At 52.1% G+C, this 24,963-nt stretch carries 22 protein-coding genes, 1 tRNA gene and 1 pseudogene; 21 read left to right on the top strand and 3 right to left on the bottom strand.

From position 1 onward, the window contains the following. The first annotated feature begins 182 nt into the window (after positions 1-182). The 3 genes from FP815_10275 (at position 183) to vapC (ending at position 1,551) form a co-directional block, all read left to right on the top strand. Positions 183-587, top strand: coding sequence for a single-stranded DNA-binding protein (locus FP815_10275; GenBank protein MBA3015320.1), 405 nt, complete (start codon positions 183-185; stop codon positions 585-587). A gap of 323 nt (positions 588-910) precedes the next feature. Continuing rightward, complete coding sequence (locus FP815_10270; GenBank protein ID MBA3015319.1) at positions 911-1,147, top strand: antitoxin; 237 nt, start codon at positions 911-913, stop codon at positions 1,145-1,147. Continuing rightward, positions 1,147-1,551: a tRNA(fMet)-specific endonuclease VapC gene (vapC, locus tag FP815_10265; protein MBA3015318.1), complete on the top strand. Its 405-nt coding sequence runs from the start codon at positions 1,147-1,149 to the stop codon at positions 1,549-1,551. The genes FP815_10270 and vapC overlap by 1 nt, the downstream gene beginning before the upstream one ends. A gap of 114 nt (positions 1,552-1,665) precedes the next feature. Here the strand turns inward: vapC and FP815_10260 are convergent, their stop codons facing one another. The 3 genes and pseudogenes from FP815_10260 to tnpA form a co-directional block, all read right to left on the bottom strand. After that, on the bottom strand, positions 1,666-2,217 hold the full coding sequence (locus FP815_10260) for a transposase (protein ID MBA3015317.1): 552 nt from the start codon (positions 2,215-2,217) through the stop codon (positions 1,666-1,668). 459 nt (positions 2,218-2,676) lie between these two features. Next, positions 2,677-3,390 carry a PEP-CTERM sorting domain-containing protein gene (locus FP815_10255; protein ID MBA3015316.1) on the bottom strand — a complete coding sequence of 238 codons (714 nt, stop codon included), beginning with the start codon at positions 3,388-3,390 and terminating at the stop codon, positions 2,677-2,679. A 607-nt stretch (positions 3,391-3,997) separates the two neighbouring features. After that, positions 3,998-4,437: pseudogene (gene tnpA / locus FP815_10250) on the bottom strand (IS200/IS605 family transposase). Between the two features lie 617 nt (positions 4,438-5,054). Here tnpA and FP815_10245 point away from each other — a divergent pair. The 18 genes from FP815_10245 to FP815_10160 all read left to right on the top strand — a co-directional run. After that, positions 5,055-5,130 (top strand) — tRNA-Arg (locus tag FP815_10245). 423 nt (positions 5,131-5,553) lie between these two features. Next, positions 5,554-6,801 carry a UDP-N-acetylglucosamine 4,6-dehydratase (inverting) gene (gene pseB, locus FP815_10240; GenBank protein ID MBA3015315.1) on the top strand — a complete coding sequence of 416 codons (1,248 nt, stop codon included), beginning with the start codon at positions 5,554-5,556 and terminating at the stop codon, positions 6,799-6,801. A gap of 14 nt (positions 6,802-6,815) precedes the next feature. Continuing rightward, a complete protein-coding gene (gene pseC / locus FP815_10235; protein MBA3015314.1) occupies positions 6,816-7,982 on the top strand; it encodes a UDP-4-amino-4,6-dideoxy-N-acetyl-beta-L-altrosamine transaminase in 1,167 nt (388 codons plus the stop codon). Continuing rightward, positions 7,979-9,517, top strand: coding sequence for a UDP-2,4-diacetamido-2,4,6-trideoxy-beta-L-altropyranose hydrolase (gene pseG, locus FP815_10230; protein ID MBA3015313.1), 1,539 nt, complete (start codon positions 7,979-7,981; stop codon positions 9,515-9,517). The genes pseC and pseG overlap by 4 nt, the downstream gene beginning before the upstream one ends. Beyond that, positions 9,514-10,575, top strand: coding sequence for a pseudaminic acid synthase (gene pseI, locus FP815_10225; protein ID MBA3015312.1), 1,062 nt, complete (start codon positions 9,514-9,516; stop codon positions 10,573-10,575). The genes pseG and pseI overlap by 4 nt, the downstream gene beginning before the upstream one ends. Beyond that, a complete protein-coding gene (gene pseF, locus FP815_10220) occupies positions 10,572-11,270 on the top strand; it encodes a pseudaminic acid cytidylyltransferase (protein MBA3015311.1) in 699 nt (232 codons plus the stop codon). The genes pseI and pseF overlap by 4 nt, the downstream gene beginning before the upstream one ends. A gap of 100 nt (positions 11,271-11,370) precedes the next feature. Next, positions 11,371-11,991, top strand: coding sequence for a pseudaminic acid biosynthesis-associated methylase (locus FP815_10215; GenBank protein MBA3015310.1), 621 nt, complete (start codon positions 11,371-11,373; stop codon positions 11,989-11,991). After that, positions 11,988-14,222 carry a glycosyltransferase family 9 protein gene (locus tag FP815_10210; protein ID MBA3015309.1) on the top strand — a complete coding sequence of 745 codons (2,235 nt, stop codon included), beginning with the start codon at positions 11,988-11,990 and terminating at the stop codon, positions 14,220-14,222. Before FP815_10215 ends, FP815_10210 begins: the two co-directional genes overlap by 4 nt. A 5-nt stretch (positions 14,223-14,227) precedes the next feature. Further along, a complete protein-coding gene (locus FP815_10205) occupies positions 14,228-14,815 on the top strand; it encodes a class I SAM-dependent methyltransferase (protein MBA3015308.1) in 588 nt (195 codons plus the stop codon). A 269-nt stretch (positions 14,816-15,084) separates the two neighbouring features. After that, a complete protein-coding gene (locus FP815_10200; protein MBA3015307.1) occupies positions 15,085-16,122 on the top strand; it encodes an Ldh family oxidoreductase in 1,038 nt (345 codons plus the stop codon). Next, positions 16,119-16,859: a hypothetical protein gene (locus FP815_10195; protein MBA3015306.1), complete on the top strand. Its 741-nt coding sequence runs from the start codon at positions 16,119-16,121 to the stop codon at positions 16,857-16,859. The genes FP815_10200 and FP815_10195 overlap by 4 nt, the downstream gene beginning before the upstream one ends. Further along, entirely contained in the window at positions 16,852-18,057 is a 1,206-nt protein-coding gene (locus tag FP815_10190; GenBank protein MBA3015305.1) for a Gfo/Idh/MocA family oxidoreductase, read from the top strand. Before FP815_10195 ends, FP815_10190 begins: the two co-directional genes overlap by 8 nt. Before the next feature lie 13 nt (positions 18,058-18,070). Then, positions 18,071-19,468 (top strand): glycosyltransferase family 2 protein, encoded by a 1,398-nt coding sequence (locus tag FP815_10185; protein MBA3015304.1) that lies wholly within the window; start codon positions 18,071-18,073, stop codon positions 19,466-19,468. A gap of 110 nt (positions 19,469-19,578) precedes the next feature. Then, positions 19,579-20,469 carry a class I SAM-dependent methyltransferase gene (locus FP815_10180; GenBank protein MBA3015303.1) on the top strand — a complete coding sequence of 297 codons (891 nt, stop codon included), beginning with the start codon at positions 19,579-19,581 and terminating at the stop codon, positions 20,467-20,469. Positions 20,470-20,482: 13 nt separating this feature from the next. Beyond that, positions 20,483-21,232, top strand: coding sequence for a cephalosporin hydroxylase (locus tag FP815_10175; protein ID MBA3015302.1), 750 nt, complete (start codon positions 20,483-20,485; stop codon positions 21,230-21,232). A 9-nt stretch (positions 21,233-21,241) separates the two neighbouring features. Beyond that, a complete protein-coding gene (locus tag FP815_10170) occupies positions 21,242-22,867 on the top strand; it encodes a hypothetical protein (protein ID MBA3015301.1) in 1,626 nt (541 codons plus the stop codon). Further along, complete coding sequence (gene lhgO / locus FP815_10165) at positions 22,867-24,060, top strand: L-2-hydroxyglutarate oxidase (protein MBA3015300.1); 1,194 nt, start codon at positions 22,867-22,869, stop codon at positions 24,058-24,060. Before FP815_10170 ends, lhgO begins: the two co-directional genes overlap by 1 nt. 41 nt (positions 24,061-24,101) lie before the next feature. Next, a partial coding sequence (locus FP815_10160) for a hypothetical protein (GenBank protein MBA3015299.1) occupies positions 24,102-24,963 on the top strand: 862 nt, incomplete at its 3' end.

Here is a 24,963-nt window from a genome sequence, read left to right as displayed (position 1 = left end):
CTATCCACCTTCTGACCCAGAAAGGTGCCGAAGCCCAGAACCGTAACTGTTCAGCAGTGCCGCAGATGCTAGGCATCGGCCTGCGATGTGTGCTTTTCGCACATGAGCAGGCCGATAACAACGCAGATGTGGCACTGCTGGACAGTTACTAATTTTACAGCATACCCATAGGAGGACACTCGATGATTAACAAAGCCATGCTCATTGGCAACCTTGGTGGCAACCCCGAAGTCCGCTACACCCAAGCTGGCACAGCAGTAACCAGTTTTAATCTGGCAACTACTGAGACCTGGACCAAAGACGGTAAAAAAGAAGAGAAGACCGAGTGGCACCGTATCGTCGCCTTTGGCCGCCTCGGCGAAATCTGCGGAGAATACCTCTCCAAAGGCTCCAAGATATACATTGAGGGAAAGATCCAGACAAGGCAATGGGACGACAAGGACGGCAACAAGCGCTACACTACGGAGATCGTGGCACGCGAGATGAAGATGCTCTCCCCCAAAGGAGGCTCTGATCAACAAACCTCATACCGCGAAGAACCGCCTATGCCGGAACCACCGACCATGGGGGAGGATGTGCCTTTTTGAGATACACACTGTCACACCGGGAAGGCCGGGGTCCAGAATCACTTATGTAGCCACCGTAGGTGTGCATGGTTTTTTCATGCGCACCGTTTGGGGATATAAATTACATCCAATCCGCGTGCGCAACAAAAACAGTTGCGCACCCGCTTGCGCCCTAGCCTGATCATACAAAGCATCATCTATGCACACGCAGTGAACAGGGCGTCGAAAGTCGATCTCAAGGATAAGCAGCACCGGCAATTGGCAATGTATATCCTGTTGACATATCCACAATCGACACATATAATAAAGAAAGCTTTTAAACCATATCATCTGGAGGTAACTTTATGCCCTGCGTCCAAACCAAGCTCTTCAAGAGCAACAAAAGTCAGGCTGTTCGTCTCCCCAAGGCAATTGCTTTTCCAGAATCGGTCACCAATATCGAAATTATCGCTATTGGCAATAAACGTATTATTACCCCTGCCAATCAATCATGGGATGATTGGTTTGACTCGCCCGGAGTTTCCCATGACTTTATGGATGAACGGTTACAACCGGATGACCAAGTGAGGGATATCCTGTAATGTTGAAGTACATGCTTGATACCAACATTCTTATTTACACTATGAAAAATCGTCCTACGCAGGTTAGGAAGCACTTCAATCAGCATGCCGGGCAGATGTGTATTTCTTCTATAAGTTTAGGCGAACTGATTTTTGGCGCTGAACATTCATCACAAGTAGAACGGAACCTCGCAGATATTGAAATGCTGATTGCTCTACTTGAAGTATTACCCTTTGGAATCAGGGAAGCGACTCACTTCGGTCGGATTCGCTCTGAGCTATACAGAAGCGGGCAACCAATAGGGCCTTACGACATGATGATTGCCGGACATGCAAGGGCGACCGGTATGATCCTTGTAACAAACAATGAAAAAGAATTCACACGGGTGCCTGGGTTGCTTATAGAAAACTGGTGCGTTGACTAGCGCTATATGTGTAGCTGTAAGCTGTATGATTACAAGACCTGCCCCCAAAGACACACGAGACATACTCACCTTTTTTTGTTAGAAATTTACCATTCCACATACTCTCTACCCGTCTCACTCAGGCTCACACCCTGTAGACAACCGCAGCTTCTCACAACCTGCCCAATTAGCTTGGTAAATCCCATTCCGCACATACCGATGAAAGCTTGAGTACTCCCATTCCGATGGCGCTTGCGAATAGCCATGCTTTACCGGATTATAATGGATGTAATCGATATGCCGTTCAAAATCCCGATCATCACGAATCCGATGCTCCCAATATCGACGTTGCCAAAATGTTAGCTCTCGACGCGAAGTTTTAGAATCAGTCATCAGACAATCGTTATAATACGACCCCTTCAACGCTTTACTTGTCCGACGTTTTATCAAATTCCAGCGGGTAGCAAAATCAGCATCCCCTTCCGGTAGAGACCAGATACAGTGCAGATGATCGGGCAGTAACACCCAAGAATCAATCCGAAACGGCCAATTCTTCCTGGTTTCCATAATAGCCTTTCGTAAAGCCAAACGAACCGGCTCATCACAAAGAAAACGTTGTCTTTTATATGTAACAACCGTGAAAAACCAGGTTGCCCCTGGGGTATTATCGCGCCGATATTGTGACATTTATACGCTCCGCATCATGGCATGATTTAAGGCAGACAGCAAATCATACCACACAACGCAAAAACGCCCGAACCGTTATTTCACGATCCGGGCGTTTCGTAGCCACCGTAGGGTGTGCATGGTTTTTTCATGCGCACCATTTTGGATTTTTAATTACCACCAATCCGCGTGCGCAACAACAGAAGTTGCGCACCCTACCACAGGGGTATTATCGCGCCGATATTGTGACATTTATACGCCCCGTATCATGACAGGATTTAAGACAGACAGCAAATCATACCACACAACGCAAAAACGCCCGGATCGTTATTTTACGATCCAGGCGTTTCGTTGCCACCGTAGCCACCGTAGGGTGTGCATGTTTTTTTCATGCGCACCTTTTTGGGTTATAAATTACCACCCATCCGCGTGCGCAACAAAAACAGTTGCGCACCCTACCCGGCTACCCGGCTACCCGGCTTAGACCTTCTTAGCAGCCTTGTTGCGGCGACGAGCACCAGCCAAGCCAACCAAACCGGTGCCAAGCAGCAACATTGTTGCCGGCTCAGGGACAGGCGTATTGGTTATATCCCCACTATTAATCCGTGTGCTCGTAAAAGCGGCTCCGTCTGCAACAAAAACTGCAGCAAAACTGAGATTAAAATTACCTGAATATTGCATCTGATTACCATTTGAATCAGTCGTAGGAAGCCCGTACAAATCGAGAAGATCTGGATTTTTATAATCAGTAAAGGCTGCTCCTGCTATGTGGAACACACCACTGAGATGGTCTACTTCGGCGACACCAAAATTACCTTGCAACAAGGTTCCAGTGATATCAGTACCATCAACCAAACCATTGTTATTCAGATCAACTGTTCCTACTACACTGATTGATGAATTTGGACTTCCACCCCACTCCCAGGTACCTGTTAAAGCCCCAGTGGAGAAATTCAACAGACCATTTAAGACCTTAAATATGATTCCGTTATTTATTACAGTGTCGAGTCCAACTACCTCGTCAACGGAAATGCCAGATCCAACCAAAGGGGCATTGCCACCACTATAAGAAATAGATCCTGTCGATGGGGCAATTACACCAAAATCAAGCGTCGGTATCGCCATCGCAGTACCCGCCACCAGCAATGACCCAACAAAGGTCATAGCTAAACTTTTTACCAATGTTTTTTTCATTTTTGTTCTCCCTTACGTGTTTAATCTTAGTTCCTGGCCGAAAAATATCCTGCCAAAGCCTAATTTATTAACGATTACCATCCTAACTACTCTGTTAGTACTTCTTAGCATCAAGCTAATGCACAGACCATGCCACCGCACACCATCCTGTGGTCACAGAGCCACTCCTTCATATTATACTATTTAAAATCAGCATCATAACCCATAATTTATCAAAATATTGCCACCATTTCCTCGAATAGTCTGGCACCTTTTTTTCTCTAAAACCTCTCACACCATCCACTCTCCCTGCATCCAGACCTATAACCCGGAACCACGACCGCCTATCCGGAAATTATAGTTATATGTACCAATATCAATTAATTGCCATCGAAGGTTCCGACACAGAAACCATATTACAGAATTGGGTAGAGTAGAGCACTGATTCAAGCTGGCTGCCGGGTCTTTCATCGTACAGGAGTACAGAATTGGGGTCAGGTCTTGCAATCACACAACGATTGCGCTAAGTAAATATCCACCGGCAAAGCCGGTGGCTTTAAAAACCGTGGACCGCTCAAAGCGGTATGTTAAAAAGATTTCCTGACCACCATTCGGTGGTCAACCAGCCTCATCGTTCTTTGAATAGCGATAGCTGCTCAATACGCTGGTCTTCCTTGTCTTGCTCTTTGATATAGTTCCGAACTAACTCTTCGTCTGCACCCACTGTTGACACGAAATATCCTCGTGCCCAAAAATGCATCCCGATATAGTTCTTTCTCTGACCGAGACAAGTCCGTGCGATGTGAATTGCACTTTTCCCCTTTATATGTATCCGACTACTTGCGCCGCCTTACACTTGGGGGGTATCGATATCAACATGTGGACATGATCTGGTTGCAGATGGCCTTCCAATACCTTGCTCTCGTTCTGACGAGCAAGTTCGTGAAAGACCTCTCCCAGATTCTTTCGTAGTTGACCGTACAGCATTTTACGCCGACATTTTGGCATCCAAACTACATGGTAATTGCAATCCCACTTCGCGTGGCTTAAAGATTGTGTGTCGTTCATCGAAGCCTCCCTTCTCGTGACTTTGAGAGGTCCACGAGTTTGGATGCTTCGATATGATTCCGGAACTGTCAAACTTTTGTTGTCCACCAGCAAAGCCGATGGTTTACCTTAAGGAAATTGTAACTGTCCAGCAGTGCCATATCTGCGTTGTTATCGGCCTGCTCATGTGCGAAAAGCACACATCGCAGGCCGATGCCTAGCATCTGCGGCACTGCTGAACAGTTACGGTTCTGGGCTTCGGCACCTTTCTGGGTCAGAAGGTGGATAGTTACAGGAAATTAAACACATGGCAAGACATGAGGCGGCTTATCAAAAAGCTGCGTAATTTTTTGTCCGGAAAAGTCTTGCCAGATCAGTTTACGATGCACAGGGAACCCGTTACACACACATTCGGATTAGATGTGATTTGACTGAATCAGTGTGTTTTTTCTGTGTTGATTAAAATGTTGGAATTGAATATAGTCACGCCAATTCTGTAGCGGGTTTGAAGGTGGTTTGCTGTAATGGATTTGTAATGGAATAGGGGTGGTTTTAGCACTTTTTTAGCCTTATTTGATAATCATTACCAATCAGTGAAATACCCTGAATCCCTTAGAAACATTGATGATAAGCAGTTTGCCCCCGTAGCTCAGGGGATAGAGCACAGGATTCCTAATCCTGGAGTCGTACGTTCGAATCGTATCGGGGGCACCAATAACACCAAGGGGATACAGCTATTAGGCTGTATCCCCTTTTTCGTTTGTGTGAGAATCTGTGTGAAACTCTTGTCTTGCACCTTCGTAAACGGCCATTGCGAGTTTTTCTGAATCTCACATCAATAAGGGGTCAGGTGCACAGGGTGGACAAACCCAGCGTGTGGGAGTTTTTGACTGGGCAGATGCTCCTGGGATCAGAGGTATTCATAAGCCACATGCAAGCCTTGCCAGCGACCGTTTCCCCTGGATCATTTTGTTAACCAGCCTCCTCACGAAATGAAATCAAAAAAGTTCATGTCTAAAGTTAAAGTTTACGTTAAAGTTATTGCACGATCCACCGATACGCTTGATAACAACAGGCTGGCGCAGCCAACCTGTCCCCCGCAAACCTCTTTTACTGCAGGTGTGGATCATGACAACAATGCGCATCAAAGACATCAGCGAACAACTTAACGTCCCGGTCTCAACCATCCGCCACTGGCAGCGTGAATTTGCCGAACTAATCACGCCCCAGCGGACCAACGGCGGTCAGCGCCGTTATTCAGAAGACGATCTCGCCCAGTTTGCCCGGATCAAATCTCTGGTATATGGCGAAGGCTTGTCCCTGGCCGCAGCCAAGCTGAGCCTTCAGGCAGGAACGCTATCGAAAGACGATATCGACTGGTCACAACAGACCATTCTGATCACTGGCGGAACCGGGTCGTTTGGCAAGCATTTCTGTCGGATGATGCTGGACCACTACAATCCCAAAGCCATCCGCATCTACAGCCGTGACGAGTTAAAACAACATGATATGCGCATGGAATTCAACGACGACCAACGCCTGCGTTTTCTGATTGGCGACGTCCGGGACGCTGACCGCCTGCGCCGCGCCATGGAAGGGGTAGACATAGCAGTGCACGCCGCCGCTTTGAAACAGGTCCCTGCCTGCGAGTACAACCCCTTCGAGGCAGTGAAAACCAATGTCCACGGAGCGCAAAACGTCATCAACGCCGCCATCGACGCGCGCGTCAAAAAGGTTATCGCCCTATCCACAGACAAGGCAGTCAACCCGGTTAACCTCTATGGCGCCACCAAGCTCTGCTCGGACAAGCTATTCACCCAAGGCAACTCCTACGCAGGCGAAGGACGCACCCGCTTCGCCTGCGTCCGCTACGGCAATGTCATCGGCAGCCGGGGCAGTGTCATCCCGGTCTTTCTTAAACAAAAAGAGAGTGGCCGGATTACGGTCACCGACCCGCGCATGACCCGCTTCTGGATCACTCTGGACCAGGCCGTGGAGTTGGTGCTGAAGGGATTCAAGTACATGGAGGGAGGAGAGATCTTCGTACCGCAGATCCCCAGCATGCGGATCATGGATCTAGCTAGTGCTATTGCCCCTGAGTGCGCCATCGACCAGATCGGCATCCGTCCTGGTGAAAAACTGCACGAAGCCCTTACCGGCGAGGACGAAGGCCGCAATGCGATACAGTACAAAGGTATGTACGTGCTCCTGCCCAACTACCCATGGTGGGATCGCAAGAACTATATTGAGGCCGTCAAGATGCCGGAAGGGTTTATCTACACCAGCGACCTGAACGAGGAGTGGATGAGTGTGGATGAGCTGCGCGCAATCGTCTACGGCCCCGCCGCCAAGATCGAAAAAAAGCGTTTGGCAGCTAACGGTTAGACGGCGCGCCCCCCATGACTCAATCCCCAAACAACACCCAGCGCCTCGACTTCCTCCCCTATGGACGTCAGGTCATCAGCGAGGTCGACATCGAAGCCGTTGTCGCAACCCTACGCTCATCCTGGCTAACCACCGGTCCTCGCGTCGGAGATTTTGAAGATGCCGTAGCAAGTTTTTGTGGCGCAGCTCACGGAGTGGCCGTGTCCAGCGGCACCGCAGCCCTGCACACAGCCATGGCCGCGATCGGCATTGGTCCGGGAGATGAAGTAATCGTCCCCGCGATCACCTTTGCCGCCACCGCCAATGCCGTAATTTACCAAGGCGGCGCCCCGGTGTTTGCCGATGTTGAAGCGGACACTTTGTTAATTGACCCGGAATCCGTGACCGCCCTCATAACCAAACAGACCAAGGCCATTGTGGCAGTTGATTATGCGGGACAACCATGCAACTATCCAGCGCTCAGTGCCATTGCCAAGCAACACAACCTCTGGCTGGTGGCAGACGCCTGTCACTCACTAGGGGCCGAACACATCGGTAAAAAAGTCGGAACGCTTGCCGATTGCACCATCTTCAGCTTCCATCCAGTCAAACACATCACCACCGGCGAAGGCGGCATGGTAGTCACTGACAGCCCAATCCTGGCCGAGGCGATGCGGAGATTTCGCAACCACGGCATCAGCACCGATCACCGCCAGCGAGAGGCGATCAACACCTGGCAGTATGAGATGACCGAACTAGGCTACAATTATCGGATCACCGACTTTCAGTGTGCCTTAGGGCTCTCTCAACTGACTCAACTGCCCACCTTCCTTACCCGACGCCGTCACATCGCCTGTCAATACAATGCGGCCTTTACCGGATCACGCTCCATCCACCCCCTGGCCGTACGTCCTAATGCAGCATCAGCATGGCATCTCTATGTAGTGCGACTGACAGGCGGCATTGACAGGGAAGCAGCATTTCTGCAACTTCGGGAGCGCAGCATCGGTGTCAATGTCCACTACCTCCCTGTCTATCTTCACCCCTTTTACCAGAATCGCTTCGGGACAGGACAAGGCCTGTGTCCAATTGCGGAGGCGGCTTATAAGGTCATCCTCTCCCTGCCAATCTGGCCGGGAATGGATGATTCCCATACCAAACGGGTGATCCATGAACTCGAACAATTCCAGGAGCGGCCATGACTAGCCAGCCTCGCCTGCTGGTGTTCCGTGCCGATGCCGACACCAGAACCGGCGCCGGACACATCATGCGAGGTCTGGCACTCGCCCAGGAGTGGCAAAGCCATGGCGGCGAGGTGGTATTCGTGGGACACATCAGCGGCGCACCTCTCCGTGAATGGATCAAGTCAGAAGGCTTTAAACTCTTCGCTATCGACTCCCCCTACCCAGACCTGCAAGATCTGACCACCTTCCTGCCTTGGCTCCACGAGCGTCAAGGCACACCAGGCTGGGTAGTTCTGGATGGCTACCACTTCGACACGAACTATCACCAGGCGCTCCGCGCCGCAGGATGGCCGCTTCTCATCATTGACGACTACGGCAACCTTCCAGCATATCACGCCGATATCATCGTTAACCCCAACGCCTATGCCGATAAGATTCACTACCATACTCAGGATCAGACCTTGATCCTAGGAGGGGCGCGCTTTGCCATGCTACGAAAAGAATTCAAACAGGCCCTCGATAACAAGAATCCCACTGCCAACGAGAGAGTCAGCCAGAAAAAATTTCATATCCTGGTCACCATGGGTGGCTCCGACCCAGACAATATCACACAAAAAACGATTGACGCCATCCACTTCATGGGCAGAAGCGACCTGGCAATCAAGATCATCGTCGGGCCACTGAATCCACATCGTCATTCATTAGAAAGTAACTTACGAAACGCCACCTCCGATGCCGAAATTCTCGCCCCGGTGACGGACATGGCAACTCTCATGCGTTGGGCAGATCTGGCATTCAGCGCAGCCGGATCTACTTGCTGGGAGCTAGCCGCCCTTGGGGTGCCAGTGGTTACAACAATATTAGCCACCAACCAAGAACGGGTGGCAACCTCGCTTGCCACCCGTGGCGTGGCGGTCAACCTTGGCTGGCACCATGCGTGGCAGGTGAATCACGCAGCCCAAATATTAACTAACCTCTTGAACGATCCTCAAAAACGACAATCGATGAGAAACAAAGGACAACAATTAATTGACGGACAGGGATGTAAACGATTGACTCGATCACTGCAAGGGTATCACTTCTCCTTACGCCGGGCCTCCGAGAACGACTGCCAACTCGTTTTTCACTGGGCCAACGATCAAATAACCCGCTCAGCCTCCTTTTCACCAAAACCAATCCCCTGGCAGGAGCATTGCCGCTGGTTTGCAGACCAACTAGCCGATAAAGACCTTCTTTTTTATATCGCTATCACCCCGGACAAAACACCCATGGCCCAAGCCCGCTTCAACTTAACCGGCCACGATAAAGCTACTATTTCAGTCAGCCTGGCCCCTGAATTTCGCAACTCAGGTCTCGGCACCCGCCTGATTCGACTGACCTGCAATCAAGCCATCAAAGAACGAAATATCCGAACAATCCGCGCCTTGGTCAAACACGACAACCCAGCATCGTTACACGCCTTTGCCTCGGCCGGTTTCCATCATCGCGGCACCGTCGAAATCTCCGGACAGCACGCAGTGGCCATGGACTACACCTTGGAGGGGGCCGCATGATTCCCTCCATCGCGATACAGGGCAGAGCCATCGGCCCTGGCCACCCAGTGTACATTATCGCCGAGATGAGTGCCAATCATGACCAAAACTTCCACCAAGCGCTCAAGATCATAGAAGCAGCAAGGGAGGCAGGGGCGGACGCTGTCAAACTCCAAACCTATACCCCAGACACCCTGACCATCGCCTGCAACAAGGAACCATTTCAGATCAAGGGTACCGCCTGGCAGGGCAGAAATCTCCACGACCTCTACCTGGAGGCGTTCACCCCCTGGGAGTGGCAGCCAAGACTTATCGCTGCCGCTGCCACGATGGGATTGCACTGTTTTTCTACCCCGTTTGACGACAGCGCTGTTGATTTTCTTGAGACCATCGGAGTTCCAGCACACAAGGTCGCATCCTTCGAACTGGTCGACCTGCCACTGCTGCGCACCATTGCCGCCACCGGCAGGCCAGTGCTCGTATCAACCGGCATGGCAACACTTGCCGAAATCGACGAGGCGGTAACCACTTTGCGCCAAGGAGGCTGCAAGGAAATCGCCCTCCTGAAATGCACCAGCGCTTACCCTGCCTCTCCAGCGGCCATGAACCTCCGCACCATCCCCCATCTTGCTCAAGCATTTGGCGTTGTCACCGGCCTTTCCGATCACACGCTAGGCCTTGCCGTCCCGGTAACAGCTGTCGCCCTGGGCGCCTCAATCATTGAAAAGCATCTGACCCTGTCCCGCAACGTCTCCGGCCCTGATAACAGTTTTTCCCTGGAACCCGCCGAATTTAAAGCCATGGTATCGGCAGTGCGCGAGGCCGAGCAAGCTTTGGGCACAATAAGTTATAGCATCACCGAGCAGGAAGATTCCAGCCGAGCATTCCGACGCTCGTTATTCGTGGTGCGGGATATCAAGGCTGGCGAGGTCTTCACCCCAGATAACCTCCGGTCGATCCGCCCTGGGCACGGCCTCCATCCACGGTATCTGAACTTAACCCTGGGGCGCAAGGCAACACTAGATATCGATCGGGGCACCCCACTTGACTGGCGCTATATCGGCGAGGCGCTGAGATGAAGGTTGCTATCATTCCCGCCAGAGGGGGCAGTAAACGGATACCCGGCAAAAACATCAAACCGTTCGCAGGCAAGCCCATCATCGCCTACTCCATTGAGGCAGCCCTGACCTCGTCTCTTTTTGATCGAGTGATCGTCTCCACCGATTCTCAAGAAATTGCTGCCATCGCCCGTGTCCATGGCGCAGAAACCCCCTTTGTCAGACCGGATGAGTTAGCCGATGACTTTACTACCACCGCCGATGTCCTCCTGCATGCCCTGAACTGGCTCACCGCCCAGCAATCCCCTCCGTCTCAGATCTGCTGCCTTTACGCCACGGCCCCATTTGTCCAGCCACGTTATCTCAAGCAAGGGCTGGATCTCCTGCTGACAAGCAAAGCCGCCTCGGTATTCTCAGTGACCTCCTATCCAGCCTCCATTTACCGGGCCTTAAAACAAGAACCCGATGGCCGTTTGGCCATGGTCTGGCCGGAATACGAACTGACCCGGTCCAACGACCTGCCAGAGACCTTCCATGATGCTGGACAATTTTACTGGCTCGACGCGCCACGTTTCATGAATGAAAAAATAATTTATAATCACGACTCCCGGCCGGTGATACTGCCTCGCTTTCTGACGCAGGACATCGATACCCCTGAAGACTGGGTAACTGCCGAAGCCATGCATCAAACATTACAAAAACTTGGCGCAATCTAACCAGGCAACCGTCAGCAGTATAAACATAAATCGCCGCTTGGTATCGAGCCCCTAGCACACACAACCAGACCAACTCAAGTCCCAGCATCAGGAGACTACAATGACCGTCTTTCAAACAGAGCAGGAAACTTTCTGGGCCGGAGAGTTCGGCGACCACTACATCGGGCGCAATCCCACCGCCAAAGAGATGGGGGCCCGCCTAGCCCTTTTCGCCAAGATCATGGCACGAACGAACGGGGTTACCTCTGCTATTGAATTCGGGGCCAATATCGGCAACAATCTCAAAGTCATAGCACAGATGTTTCCCGCCATGGCTCTGGCCGCCGTCGAGATCAACGATAAAGCGGTAGAGTCCCTGCAGGAATGGGGCAAGGCCCATGTCCACCACTCCTCAATCCTCGATTTCGAGCCTCCCAGACAGTATGACTTCTCTTTCGTTTCCGGGGTCCTCATCCATATCAACCCGGAGATGCTGCCACGGGTCTATGACCTCCTCTTCCAAGCCAGCAGCCGCTACCTATGCTGCATCGAATACTACAACCCATCACCGGTAGAAATCAGCTATCGCGGGCACAGCGGCAAACTATTCAAACGTGATTTCGCCGGAGAAATCCTGGATCGTTTCCCAAGTTTACATCTGATCGGCTATGGCTTCACTTATCATCGAGACCCTAATTTTCCTCTGGATGACCTCACCTGGTTCCTAATGGAGAAACGATGATCCCTCTCTGCTTTCCCCAAGAGATCGCCATCCGCTGTGATAATGGTTCCGAACTCCGTTTGCTGGCTGCTAATCCAGCCGAACAAACGAATGACCACAGAGTTGACCCGAGCCGAATCTATCTCGCACTTGAAGAAACATTGACCAACATTAAGCGACTCTGCATAAATTCCGGGCTTCCTCAACCTATCGTTCTTCCTCGTGAAACGCTGAATAATTACTCATCACACCCTCTCCCTCTCCGCACATTTCTTGAGCAGCCCCAAAAAGCGGCACCTGCCAAAATCTCCATCTGCCTGATCAATGGCGGAGGAGGTGGGCTGGGTGATGGCATCATGTTCGCCCCAGCGCTCGATATCCTTCTTAGCAGATTGCGAGACATGTCAATTGAAGACATTCGCCTAACCCTATGCACTCTTCTGCCAGGCAGGACATCGAGTATCTTAGGGAACATCCCAGGGGTTCGAATTGCGGCCATGCCTGTGCCTCTGACGGATTTCCTGGCCCACGATACCTATGCCGACTTTTCCGGAATGCTCACTGACCCGACATTCAACACCACCCACATGACGGACCTTATCCTGGAACGCTTGGGCATTGATCCCCTGACTATCCCTCCTGCCGCGAAAGAACCTTTTCTCAATACCAACAGCCCCTCTTTCCCCATTGTAGATGCGGCTCTGGCGCAAGCACGGGCCAAAGCCAACGGCAAACCCCTGGTGGCGGCAATCTTTATCAGCTCATACACCCGGACTATGCCAGAAGCTCAATTTGCAGCATTAACAAAAAAACTTGCCACCCACTATCAACCGGCAATAATTTTTCCAGAAGGATTTGAATCCCATACCTTTATTGAGCGCCACAACCTTACCGGCATTGTGAGCGACCTTTCCGCCGCCTCACCGACCTTTGATCATTACTTTGCTCTACTTGCGGGTGTCGATGCAATCGTCTCTGTTGACACTTCAGCAGTCCATATCGGCGCTGCATTTAAAAAACCCACCGTGGCCCTCTTCAACAGCATCCGGCTTGACACCCGCATCACTTACAGCCCCACGGTACAAGGAATCCAGCTCTCCTTTGAAGGTAAGCAATGCCACGCACCATGCGGACTTTCCAAGGCAAGGGCATACATAGAAGGAAAGCTGGCAAATGACCAGCCGTTCCGACTTGAGTGCGGCTATGCCTGTGATGAGGCCATCGACAGGGAACAGATCTTGCTTGATGCCATCACCGCAGCCCAATCTCTCCCTGCCCACCGCCAAACTCCCCCAGATCTCGAGACAATACGCCAATCAATGGCAACCCGCCTGCATGAACATCTCGCCCCCTGCTGGGACACCCTCGACCCCACGGTAGTCGAATTGGCATTACAACAAATTATTACCAGGAGCACCAAGGAGTCTGGCCGCCTCTGCCCTGCCTGCAAGACCTACGCTCTCCACCCCAGGATCGGTCGCTACTGGGGTGTCGATCACTACCACTGCCAAACCTGCGAGGCCACTTTCACCGACACGCACAATTTGCCAGCCAAGTCATACAGGAAAAACTTGCCGCCCCATCTGCCCACAACACAGTTTCCAGCTGTACCGCTTATTCCTTCATTACTCCCTATCAATGGGACATTGCTCTTGGCCAGTGGCAGTGACGACTCATGGGATGAAACGACATGGGCTCATTTTTTTGGCGCAAAAAGCATTGACGATTATTCACACCTGCTCTGGGACCGCCGACCTCAAAACGCTGGGCTCAATCCTCCCCCTACGGGAATCTACGATGCAGTTATTTCCCTCTGTCACATGGACAATGAGCAAGACCCGGACACCCTGGTGTCAACCCTGCTTTCACATCTCAAAAGGGGTGGACTGTTGATCATGCCAGCTCGCAACAGTCAATATCTCGGACATCCTGTCAACAATCCCCAAGGTGCATCACAAGGTCAACCAAGAGTCGGCTGGAAGCGAAAGACGCTATCAACCATTCTTAAACGCCACGGTCTTGAAGAAATCTGGACCGGCACAACACCCGTGACATGGCAAAACATCGAAACCTCCACCGGTGAATTCCCAGCTCTCACCATCATACCACCAGGGCATGAGAACCTGACCGTTAAAGTCGCGGGGCATGAGATTACCAGCCTCATCTCTCAATACTTGGCCCATGTCTTGCAGTCAATTCACGACCATGGGCAATATTGGCTCTGTTGTGCCCGAAAAACCATTGAGGAATAAATCAGATGTGGGAACAAAGCAAGGCAGCAAAAAGAAGGGTCACCATTCCCGCTTTCCATAACCGCTATTTCGTGGGTCATGGCATTGATATCGGCGGCAAGCCGGACCCGTTAGGTCAATACTCCGGTTTTTTTGCCCGCATGCAATCTGCCCTCACCTGGGACATTGATGACGGAGATGCCCAGTACATGACAGGTGTTAGTGATGAGGCTTTCGATTTTCTACATGCCAGTCATTGCCTGGAGCACATGGTTGATGTCCGGGTAGCGCTTGCCAACTGGATTCGGATAGTCAAACCCGGCGGCTTCCTAGTCATCACCGTACCGGACGAAGACCTCTATGAGATGGGCAACTGGCCAAGCCGATTCAACTCGGACCATAAATGGACCTTTACCATCATAAAAGACCAGAGTTGGTCGCCACGTTCCATCAACATCCTGGACCTACTTCAAGAGGCAAAGGGCATGATTGTGGTAGAAAAAATCGAACTGCTCCGTGACTTTTACCGCGATACCTGGAGGGCTGATCAAATTGACCAAACCATGACGCCAGTCGCTGAATGTGCGATTGAAATCATTCTTCAAAAAAAGTGATTGGCAAGCATGACAATCTCGCAAAAAGTCCGGGGATGGCTAAGCAAAAGGTGCGATATACAAGGCGCGGGGTGTGTTTTGTGAGTGAGGCCATACATATGGTATGCCGAACGAGCAAAACCGCCACGCAACGCAGTAGATCGAACTTTTTGCGACGCCATCAAGCATATTATTATGCCAAGAGATTGCCACAACCAGAGCAGCTCGGGATTCGCTAACGCTCTGAAGAAAAACACCCCTGTCCCTAAAAACCCTGTCGGAGGATCACAATGATAAGCATTAGCGGAAATACGATAAAAACAATAATTAAAGAGTCCCTGCTGCACGAACACGTTGACCCTCAAGTAGCGGAGTATGTCGCCGAAGGCCTAGTCTCCACCTCCCTGCGCGGCGTCAATTCGCATGGCATCCGATTAATTCATCACTATTTAGCCGCGCTCAAGGCAGGACGAGTCAATCCCAAGCCGAGTTACAAAATCGAAAAACGTCTGCCCACCGTGGCCATACTGGACGCTGACGACACCTTCGGCCATGCTGCCGGCATGGAAGCAGCCAAATTGGCCATCGAAATGGCCAACGAATATGGCTCTGGTAATGTGGCAGTGAAAAATTCCACCCATTACGGAGCTGCCGCCTATTTTGCACTGGAGATCGCTGCCAATGACATGATCGGCACAAGCTATACCCATGCCGATTCCTTAATTATCCCCACCAACAGTAAGCGGAGCTTCCTGGGGAACAACCCTGTCTGTTTCGCCGCCCCGGTGGCTGGAGAGGGGCCTTTCTGCCTTGACATGGCAACAAGCCTGATCACCTTCAACGAGGTTCGCCGCCTTCGCGAAATCAATGGCACCACTCCGAAAGGAGTAGGAGCAGACAAGGACGGGAATCCAACAACGAATCCTCACGAAATCACCATGCTGCTGCCGGTAGGAGGCCACAAAGGCTACGGACTGTCACTGATGGTCGAGATCCTCTGCAGCACCCTTACCGGAATGCCCTTTGGACCGCACATTTCAAAAATGTTCGTCAATCTCGAAAAGAAACGTCATCTAGGTCATTTTGTCAGCGCCATGAGCATTGAAGGCTTCGGCGAAGCCGGCGCATTCAAATTACGGCTCCGGCAAATGCTTGACGAGTTACGTGCCGAGCCCCCCCTTGACCAGGAAACCCCTGTGATGGTGGCCGGAGATCCTGAGAAAAAATCCTTTGCTATCAGAAGCCGGGATGGTATTCCGATAACAGAACAAGAGCTTGCCCAGTTCCAGGCTTTAAATAAGACCTATGGCCTGGGAATGACACTATGACCACAGACCAGCGATTGACCCGGATCGCCATGATCCCGGCCCGCATCGGCAGTACCCGACTGCCGATGAAGAATCTGGCCCTGATCGACGGCGAACCAATGATCTCCTACGCCATCAAAGCCGCCAAAAATTCCGGTGTCTTCGATAAGGTAGTAGTCAACGCCGACGCCCCGGTTTTCGCCAAAATCGCCGAGCGATACGGGGTAGACTTCTATCAGCGCCCGGAATACTTGGGCAGCTCAACCACTAAGTCGGACGATGTTGTCCGAGATTTCATGATCAACAACCCGTCTGACATCCTGGCCTGGGTCAACCCAACCTCGCCACTGCAGAGATCGAGTGAAGTCCGGCAGGTGGTTAGCCACTTCGACCACGAGGCCCTGGACACACTGATCACAGTCAGCAACGAACAAGTCCATACCAATTTCAAAGGGCACCCTTTAAACTACACAAAAACAGGACTTTTCGCCCAAACCCAAGACCTTGCCCCAGTGCAACTCTTTGTCTATTCGGTCATGATGTGGCGCACCGCACCGTTCCTGGAGACCTACGGGCAACAGGGGCACGCCTTCTTCGTCGGCAAGGTAGGGTTTTTCCCGGTCGATAAACTGTCCGCTATCATCATCAAACGAGAGGAGGATTTACGGCTCGCCGAATTCGTAATCAAAACCATGAGGGTAAATCAAGATTCACCACTACGTTACGACCCGCTGGCCAAAGAGGCCCGCCATGGGTAAAACACCCGGCATCGGCATCGACATTGTAGTGGTCGGAGCCGGCATGTATGTGTGCGGAAAAGGCACCGACGGTCACGGCACCATCCTGCCGGCCCTGTTCGAGGCCCATCGCCTTGGCCTCGTGAACAGCATCCTGATTTCCTCAACCAGCAGGAGCAGCGCGGAACAGGCCCTGGTCAAGGCAAAGGAACTCAGCGCCATCATGGGCGTTACTCCACCGGTACTGGCAGTTCCTCACGAAACGGCGGCCCCTGATCCGAAATCTTACCAACAACTGTTGACCAACTCCCCAAGACTCAAAGCCGCGATCGTTTCGGTGCCGGATGAACACCACTTTCCTATTGCCCGCGATCTTATCGAGCATGGCCTCCACACCCTGGTGGTAAAACCTCTGGCCGCAAGTGTCAAACAAGTCCGCAATCTCATCGCTTTGACTGAGAAACACGCGGTGTACGGGGCTGTGGAGTATCACAAACGATTCGACGAGTCCAACCTCAAGCTCCTCACCCTGATCCGCCAAGGTAATCTGGGCCGCTTGCTCAATTTTTCGATCAACTACAGCCAACGCAAGCTGATCCCCACCACAGCTTTCCGGTCATGGGTAGAGACCACCGATATCTTTCAATACCTAGGCGTTCATTACGTCGATCTCATCCACTTCCTGACACAAGCCCAACCCCGGCGGGTCATGGCAATCGGCGCAAAAAAGCACCTAACCTCCCAAGGCATCGACACCTGGGACACCATCCAGACCCTGATCGAATGGCGGGATGACACCGGAGAAGATTTCACCTCCTCTCACCTCACCGGCTGGGTGGACCCGGACAACACCAGTGCCATGAGCGACCAGCGCCTGGAAGTGATTGGCACCAAAGGTTGCTACCGAAGCGACCAAAAACATCGAGGCGTTGAGTTCGTCACCGACGAAGCCGGCATCGAGGTAATCAACCCGTACTTCACCCAGTTCTATCCCAACCCCGATGACACAGGGATGAGCGCATCAGGTTATGGCCCGCAGAGTATCATCCAGTTTGTGAACGACTGCAAGGCAATCGTCGATGGTAGGAGAACGTCCTCCTCGCTTGCCGGACTCCGGGCCACCTTTGCCTCCTCCATCCCCGTGGCCCAAGTTATTGAGGCCAATAAAAAAAGCTTAACAAACGGTAATCGCTGGATCGATATCGAGCCAATTACATAAGGAAGCCCATACTATGAAAGCCTCCATCATCATCCGCACCAAGAACGAGGAACGCTGGATCACCTCCTGCTTAAACGCTGTCTTCGCCCAAAACTACCAAGACTTCGAGGTCATCATCGTCGACAACCAGAGCACCGATTCGACCTTGGCAAAAGTCGATCAGTTCCCGGTCAAGAAAGTGGTGCACTGCACTGAATATTTACCCGGAAAGTCGCTGAACATTGGCATTGCCGAGGCGAGCGGCGAGTTTGTGGTCTGCCTCTCCGGCCATTGCATCCCTACCAACGACCAATGGCTCAGCAACCTGCTTCGAAATATGGCCGACCCAAATATCGCCGGGGTCTACGGACGCCAAGAGCCACTCTCTTTCACCCCCCCCGGAGACAAGCGTGATTTAATGATTGTTTTCGGCCCGGAACGTAAGGTGCAGCGCAAGGACTCCTTCTTCCATAATGCCAACTCCATGGTCCGAAAATCGGTTCTTGACCAAATTCCCTTCGACGATAAGATAACAAATATCGAAGACCGGGTATGGGCGCAGCAAGTCCTGCAGCAGGGCCACGCCATCATCTACGAACCAGAAGCCAGCGTGTATCACTGGCACGGCATCCACCAAGACGGCAATATCGAGCGTTGCCAGAACGTGGTCCGAATCCTGGAGAGTCTGGACAGTCGGGTATTCGATGCCAGCCATCGTTTAAGCCTGGAGCACCTCAACATCGTGGCCATGATTCCAATCAAGGGCTCATCCAAGCGCCTGGGCGGGGCGCCACTGCTCGAATATACGATTAACAGCGCCCTGCAATCACGCTACATCTCCTCGGTCGTGGTCTCGGCAGATAACAAAGAGACAGCAAAAAGCGCTCTGTCGATGGGAGCACATCATGCCATCCTGCGCGACACCTCTCTCTCTCAAGACTATGTAGGACTGGAGAAAGTCTACCGCTACACCCTGGAACAGCTTGCCGCCAAAGATAACCACCCTGACGTCCTGGTCCTTCTTGAGATCACCTATCCCTTCCGGGAAAAGCCACTTATCGACGATATGATCGACAAACTGGTGGCAGAAGGACTCGACTCCGTGCTCCCGGCTAAAATTGAGAACAACCCCATCTGGATCGAGGAAGAAAAAGGGATACGCCGGATAGATGAAGGCTTCATCCCCCGCCAATACAAGAAAGCAATTTACCTGGGCTACAAAGGACTCTGCTGCGTCACACGACCAGAGTTTATCCGGACTGAAGAGGTCGTCGGGGCCAATATTGGCGTCTATACCATAGGCAACCCATACTCGTGTCTGGAGATCAGAAACGACCGAGATCTAGAGTTGCCAGGAGCTATGCTAAGGAACCTCAGACTGAGCAAGACCATCAAACCGGACCTGCGCCTGAAAAGATGCGGCAATGAGTAACTACCAAACAGACGACACTTCTCATATCAGAAGGGAAAAAGCTCTCTCTTTGAGGATATTATGAAGTCAGTAATTCTACCCACATTTCCTCCCAGATTGGAGCACTTTTGATGCCAAATTTCTCTTCAGAGTGGGAGTCAGTCAACTGCCACCTCTGCGGTCGTGGTCAAAACCAAGCCGAACCGGTGCTCCTCTCTGGCGCACCGCTCACCACCGGACAGTTCGGCTTCGAGATTCACCCCGTTATCTGCCCCTGCGGACTGGTCTACCTTAATCCCCGCTGGACAGCAGAACGATACGACGAATTCTATACGCACCGCTACGACGCCCTCTACAGGCTAGAAATAAAACCCGACTATGGAAAAGAAGGCGTCCGGAAACATATGAGCCAGGTCTGGGAACGAATAAAACCAATCCTTACTAACCGCTCACCCGTCAAGACTGTGCTTGATGCCGGGTGCGGCTCAGGACACGGACTCGGCTACCTGAAGGAAGAACTGCCGGACATCGACATCTTCGGAATCGAAGCTTCAGCAGAGTGCTGCCGCATTCTCCAGGAAGAAGTTGGAGCCACTCTGCTCGGCCGCGACATCAATGGGCGATGGCTGGCAGATAACCAGAGACGATTCGACCTCATTATCATGCGTCATGTTGCGGAACATTTCCTAACCCCAATAGAAAGCCTGAACCGCTTGCGCGGGACTTTGGCCAACGGTGGACTCATCTACATTGCCGTGCCGGACATGATGCACCCCCGCACTGTATTACGGGACTATGACAAATGGTGGGAATACTGGTTCCGGACTGTACACACCCATTACTACAGTAAAGAAACTCTGTTCGCGACACTCGCAAAAGTGGGACTCTCCCCCCTGGCCTGGGGTGAGGACAATCAAGAAGTCTGGTGCTTAGCAGACACCACCGCCCCCCCTTGGCCCCCGGAGAACAACCTTTTCACAGCCCAGTCCAGGCTCCTGACTCAACTCCTACCCACAACATAAGAGAGGTATTCGCATGCAGGACAAACAGATGGCATGGCAAATAACGTATGAAGGGATATCAGCGGAACTCCCACCCAACATCCAAAAAATCACTTTCAGCCGCGAGGATATTGCGAAGTTCTTTCACATTTTCTTCTGGGCACATCTGTCGGAACAAAAAGGAAAACGAGTTGAGTATAACGGGGTCCCTATCCACAAGAACCCAGGAGACTTACTGAACTACCAGCAGATCATCTACGAACAACAACCTGACTTCATCATCGAATGCGGCGCTTTTCAGGGTGGGGCAACCCTGTACTTTGCCAATTTGCTTGATCTGATCGGCAAGGGCCAAGTAATTTCTATAGACATCTGCGAACGAGAAGGTGTCTGGCATGACACGGTGCGGCATCACCCTCGTATTACTTGCCTGGCAGGGAGCTCTACTGACCCGGCCATTATTGACCAGGTCCACGCCCTGGTCGGGGAAAATCGCAACAACTTTATCATTCTCGATTCGCTCCACACCACAGCTCACGTGTTAGGAGAACTAGCCGCTTACTCCGACCTGGCAGGGAAGGGGAACTATCTCATTGTTGAAGATTCCAATCTTAACGGCCATCCTTTACCTCCAGCCTGGCACACCCAGACCGCCATGGAGGGCGGCCCCTTTGAGGCAATCGAAAAATTCCTGAAAACAAGGAATGACTTCCGGGTTGACAGCCTAATGGAAAATCGATTCCTTTTTTCCTTCGCACCTTGCGGGTATCTCGTCAAAGAATAAGGAGCCATCATGCCCAAAGCACCACCTGTCATCATTCTGATCGTCTCCACATCTTTCGGCGAGATCGATTGGATCCTGCCTGCTCTCACCAACCTCAAGGAACGCTTTCCAGAATGGGAAGTTATCACACTTTTCAGTCATAAACTACTCTATCAATACTTGACTGAGAACAGAGCGCTATACACTGAGTTCTGCAAGGTTTCCTCTCTCTATATCGTACCCCAGGAACTCGACGCTCTCTTCTCCCAGCAGGTCAAACCCGACCAAGTCAAAATTATCCTCAAGGACTACAACCAGGATCAGTATGCCCCATACAAACTTGAAGTCATGGCCCGCTGCCCGAAGGCCCTGGTAGTCAGTTACCCCCACTCCAACCACATCTACAGCAACCAGACAACCGACCCCATTCAGCATTGCTCCGATCCTGACACCTACAGTCGTCACGATATCTTCCTGTTGAACTCGGATAATGACATCCCCTTCTGGTCCAAAGATGTTGACATCAACAAGATTAAAACTTTGGGCTACCCCCGTTATGACTCCTGGTGGATTGATCGCTTCCTCGCAAGCCCATCTCTCAGCGAATCAATGGAACTCAAGGCAACAAAGCAGGCCGATCACGTCTTTTTCTTTATCTCCCGCGGTCCCCACAGCCACTATCTAAGCCAACAGGACTATGAGTACCTAGTCAAGTCCACCATGGAAAGTGTCCTGCAGTACGACAACTCTCTACTGCTGATCAAACCTCATCCCCGTCAAGACATCTCCGACCTCCGCTCCCTGCTCAACCCTTATGAAGATAATCGTTGGCTGATTTCAGGCCTCCACCTCTTCCAATTGGCATCCTTGGCTGATGTAGTCATCTCCGGATGGTCATCAGGAATTCTTGACGCCTTAGCGGTGAAAAAACCGGTTATCGAATTCTGGCGCTTCGGTGGTCAAGATCCCCTCTGTCGAAAAACTGCTGATGGCCACTTCACCACCATATACGAGGAACTCGGTCTTGCCGCCCCAGCCAAGACCAAGGCCGAACTAAAAACACTTCTATCCAAGGCAATCTCAGACCCACAAGAGAATATCTGGCAGCAGCAGCTAAAGGCCTTTCACAGCCACTGCAAGCTTACCGATCAAGCCTCCCAAGCCATTGCAGATTGCCTCCTCCAAAACGTCGAAACCAAGGAAGCATCCGGAGTCTCAACAGACAATCCGCAACAACAGCAAGAACTCATCGAGACCCTGATCGAATATGTGGTCACTATGGTGGAAGAAAACACACCGGACCGGGCTCGCCAATGGCTCGACTTCCTGGCTGCGCAATTCCCGAAAGACGCCCGTATATTCAACACCACAGGCGTGTTTCTCTTCCACCAGGGAGATTTTACCGGCGCTGTCGACAACTTGGTCCAGAGCCTCAACCTTGACCCGACCTCCCACGAAGCCGCCATCAACCTGACCCAGATCCTGCTTGCCATAGACAGAGAAGACGATGCCATAAATATCGTCCTCGGCTTTTATCGCCAGGTCCATGACGAGCAGACCAGAAACGAGTTTCTCCACACCCTGCACCGCGACCTGGGGGATGAAAGCTTCACCCTCATCCGGACGCGGCTCGCCGCTCTAAGAGATCACACCTAATGCGCTTCGACGTAGCGATTATGGGCGGCGGGATTGTCGGGCTTTCTTTGGCCTATACCCTACTGACACGTAATCCCTACTGCCGAGTGCTCTTGATTGAAAAAGAGCCTGAAGTCGGCCAGCACCAGACTGGCCACAACAGCGGTGTCATCCATTCCGGCATCTATTACCGCCCTGGCAGCCTAAAGGCAAAAAACTGCCGTCACGGCTATGAGTTGATGGTTTCCTTTTGTCGAAAGCACGCCATCCCCCATGCAATCTGCGGTAAAATTATCGTTGCCACCGAGGAGCATGAACTCGTCGGCCTTGAGGAACTGCACCGCCGCGGGATGCACAATGGCTTAACCAGGATCAAAAAACTATCACCTCCAGAGTTGAGAGAAATCGAGCCGCACGTCGCCAGCATTGCCGGACTCCTGGTGCCGCAAACCGGGATTGTCGATTTCCGGGTGGTCGCCCAGACCCTCCAAAAGCTAGCCGTCACGCATGGAGCTGAATTCCGGATGGGAGAACGGGTTGAATCCATCCGCCAAGACTCCAGCGGCATCCATATAAGCACTAGCAGTCAAACCTACCTGGCAGATCGGGCAGTCAACTGCGCCGGCCTATTTGCCGACCGCCTGGCGCTACAGACAAAACACGACCTGGATCTGCGAATCATCCCTTTCCGAGGGGAATACTATACGCTGACTCCGGAACGACAGCACTTGGTCAAATCCCTGATCTATCCGGTGCCCGACCCAGCCTTTCCGTTCCTCGGCGTCCACTTTACCCGTATGATCTCAGGCAAAGTGGAGGCAGGACCTAATGCAGTCCTGGCGCTAAAGCGAGAAGGATACAAAAAAACCGACTTCGACTGGCGTGACCTTTGGGACACGGTCTCCTGGCCAGGATTTCGCAAACTTGCCCGTCGTTACTGGGGCATGGGCTGCGGAGAAATCTACCGCTCCTACTGCAAAGAGGCCTTTGTCCGCTCTCTCCAACGCCTGGTTCCCGAAATCACCGCAAGCGATCTCCTCCCCGGCGGTTCCGGGGTGCGGGCTCAGGCCTGCGACAGCCAGGGCCGCCTACTGGACGATTTCTCCTTCGTCAATGACGGCCGGCTGCTGCACGTCTGTAACGCCCCATCTCCGGCCGCCACTTCAGCCCTGGCAATCGGGGAGGTTCTTTGCGATCAATTAAACAAAAGCTGACCCAATGCCAACCAAATCCGTGACATTATAATGAGGATGACATGACATCACAAATCGATCAAGCAGGCGACCTGAGAACATGGAAAAGCTATGAGTACATCGGACCGGATCACCGATACCATGATGTTCATTACCAAATCGATGGTGGCCCAGCTGGCGGCCCTCATATCTGGAGCGATGACTCGATGTGGAGCATCGACCTTCCTGCCCAGCCCCAAGCCATCCTCCCCTTCATTCGCTACCAGCACTGGCTGTCAGAACCTCCTATCGACCTCCGCCACGCCACCCTCAGAATGACTTTACGCGGCGACGATCTCAATCTACATGGCGGCCACTGCCTGTTTTGGGTTGTCACGTACGCACCGGCATCACAACTCTGGCACCATACCTACCAACCCCTGACCATTAACAATGGTGACTGGGCAGAACCCACGGACATCCAGCTGCTTCCTAATCCGGAACATTGGCAGAGCAACTCAACCACCGATGTTTCGGCCCCGAAAGGCGGCATAGTTGGGGCATTGGGCGCCTGCTTCAGCTACGGCATATCCTTTGTCGGCTTCTCACGAAAAGTAACTGGTCGCCTCTCTTTAGGAAACTTCGAGCTATTGACTGACAACACCCCCTCCTGGCCCTTTATCTTCAACCAACGCCGACCAAACGCACCATGGCTGACCGTCAGCAGAGACCGGCAAAAAAAATCCTCTCCCCTCACTCAAACCCCTGTCCTTCGCCTGCACGACGACTTCAGGCTCATCAGCGAGGCCGTGCCATTTTGCTATCTCGCCTATCTGCAGTCCGAACCAACCACTCACAGACGAGATCTCAAGAACGCTGTGCTGATGGTTCAACAAAACATCGACTGGCTCGACACCAAAGGCGGCAAGGTAGGTTTTTTCATTG

Source organism: Desulfobulbaceae bacterium (assembly GCA_013792005.1).
In the GTDB taxonomy this organism is placed as follows: domain Bacteria; phylum Desulfobacterota; class Desulfobulbia; order Desulfobulbales; family VMSU01; genus VMSU01.
Note: the sequence above shows the minus strand (reverse complement) of the source record. Positions and strands in the feature narration are given on the sequence as shown.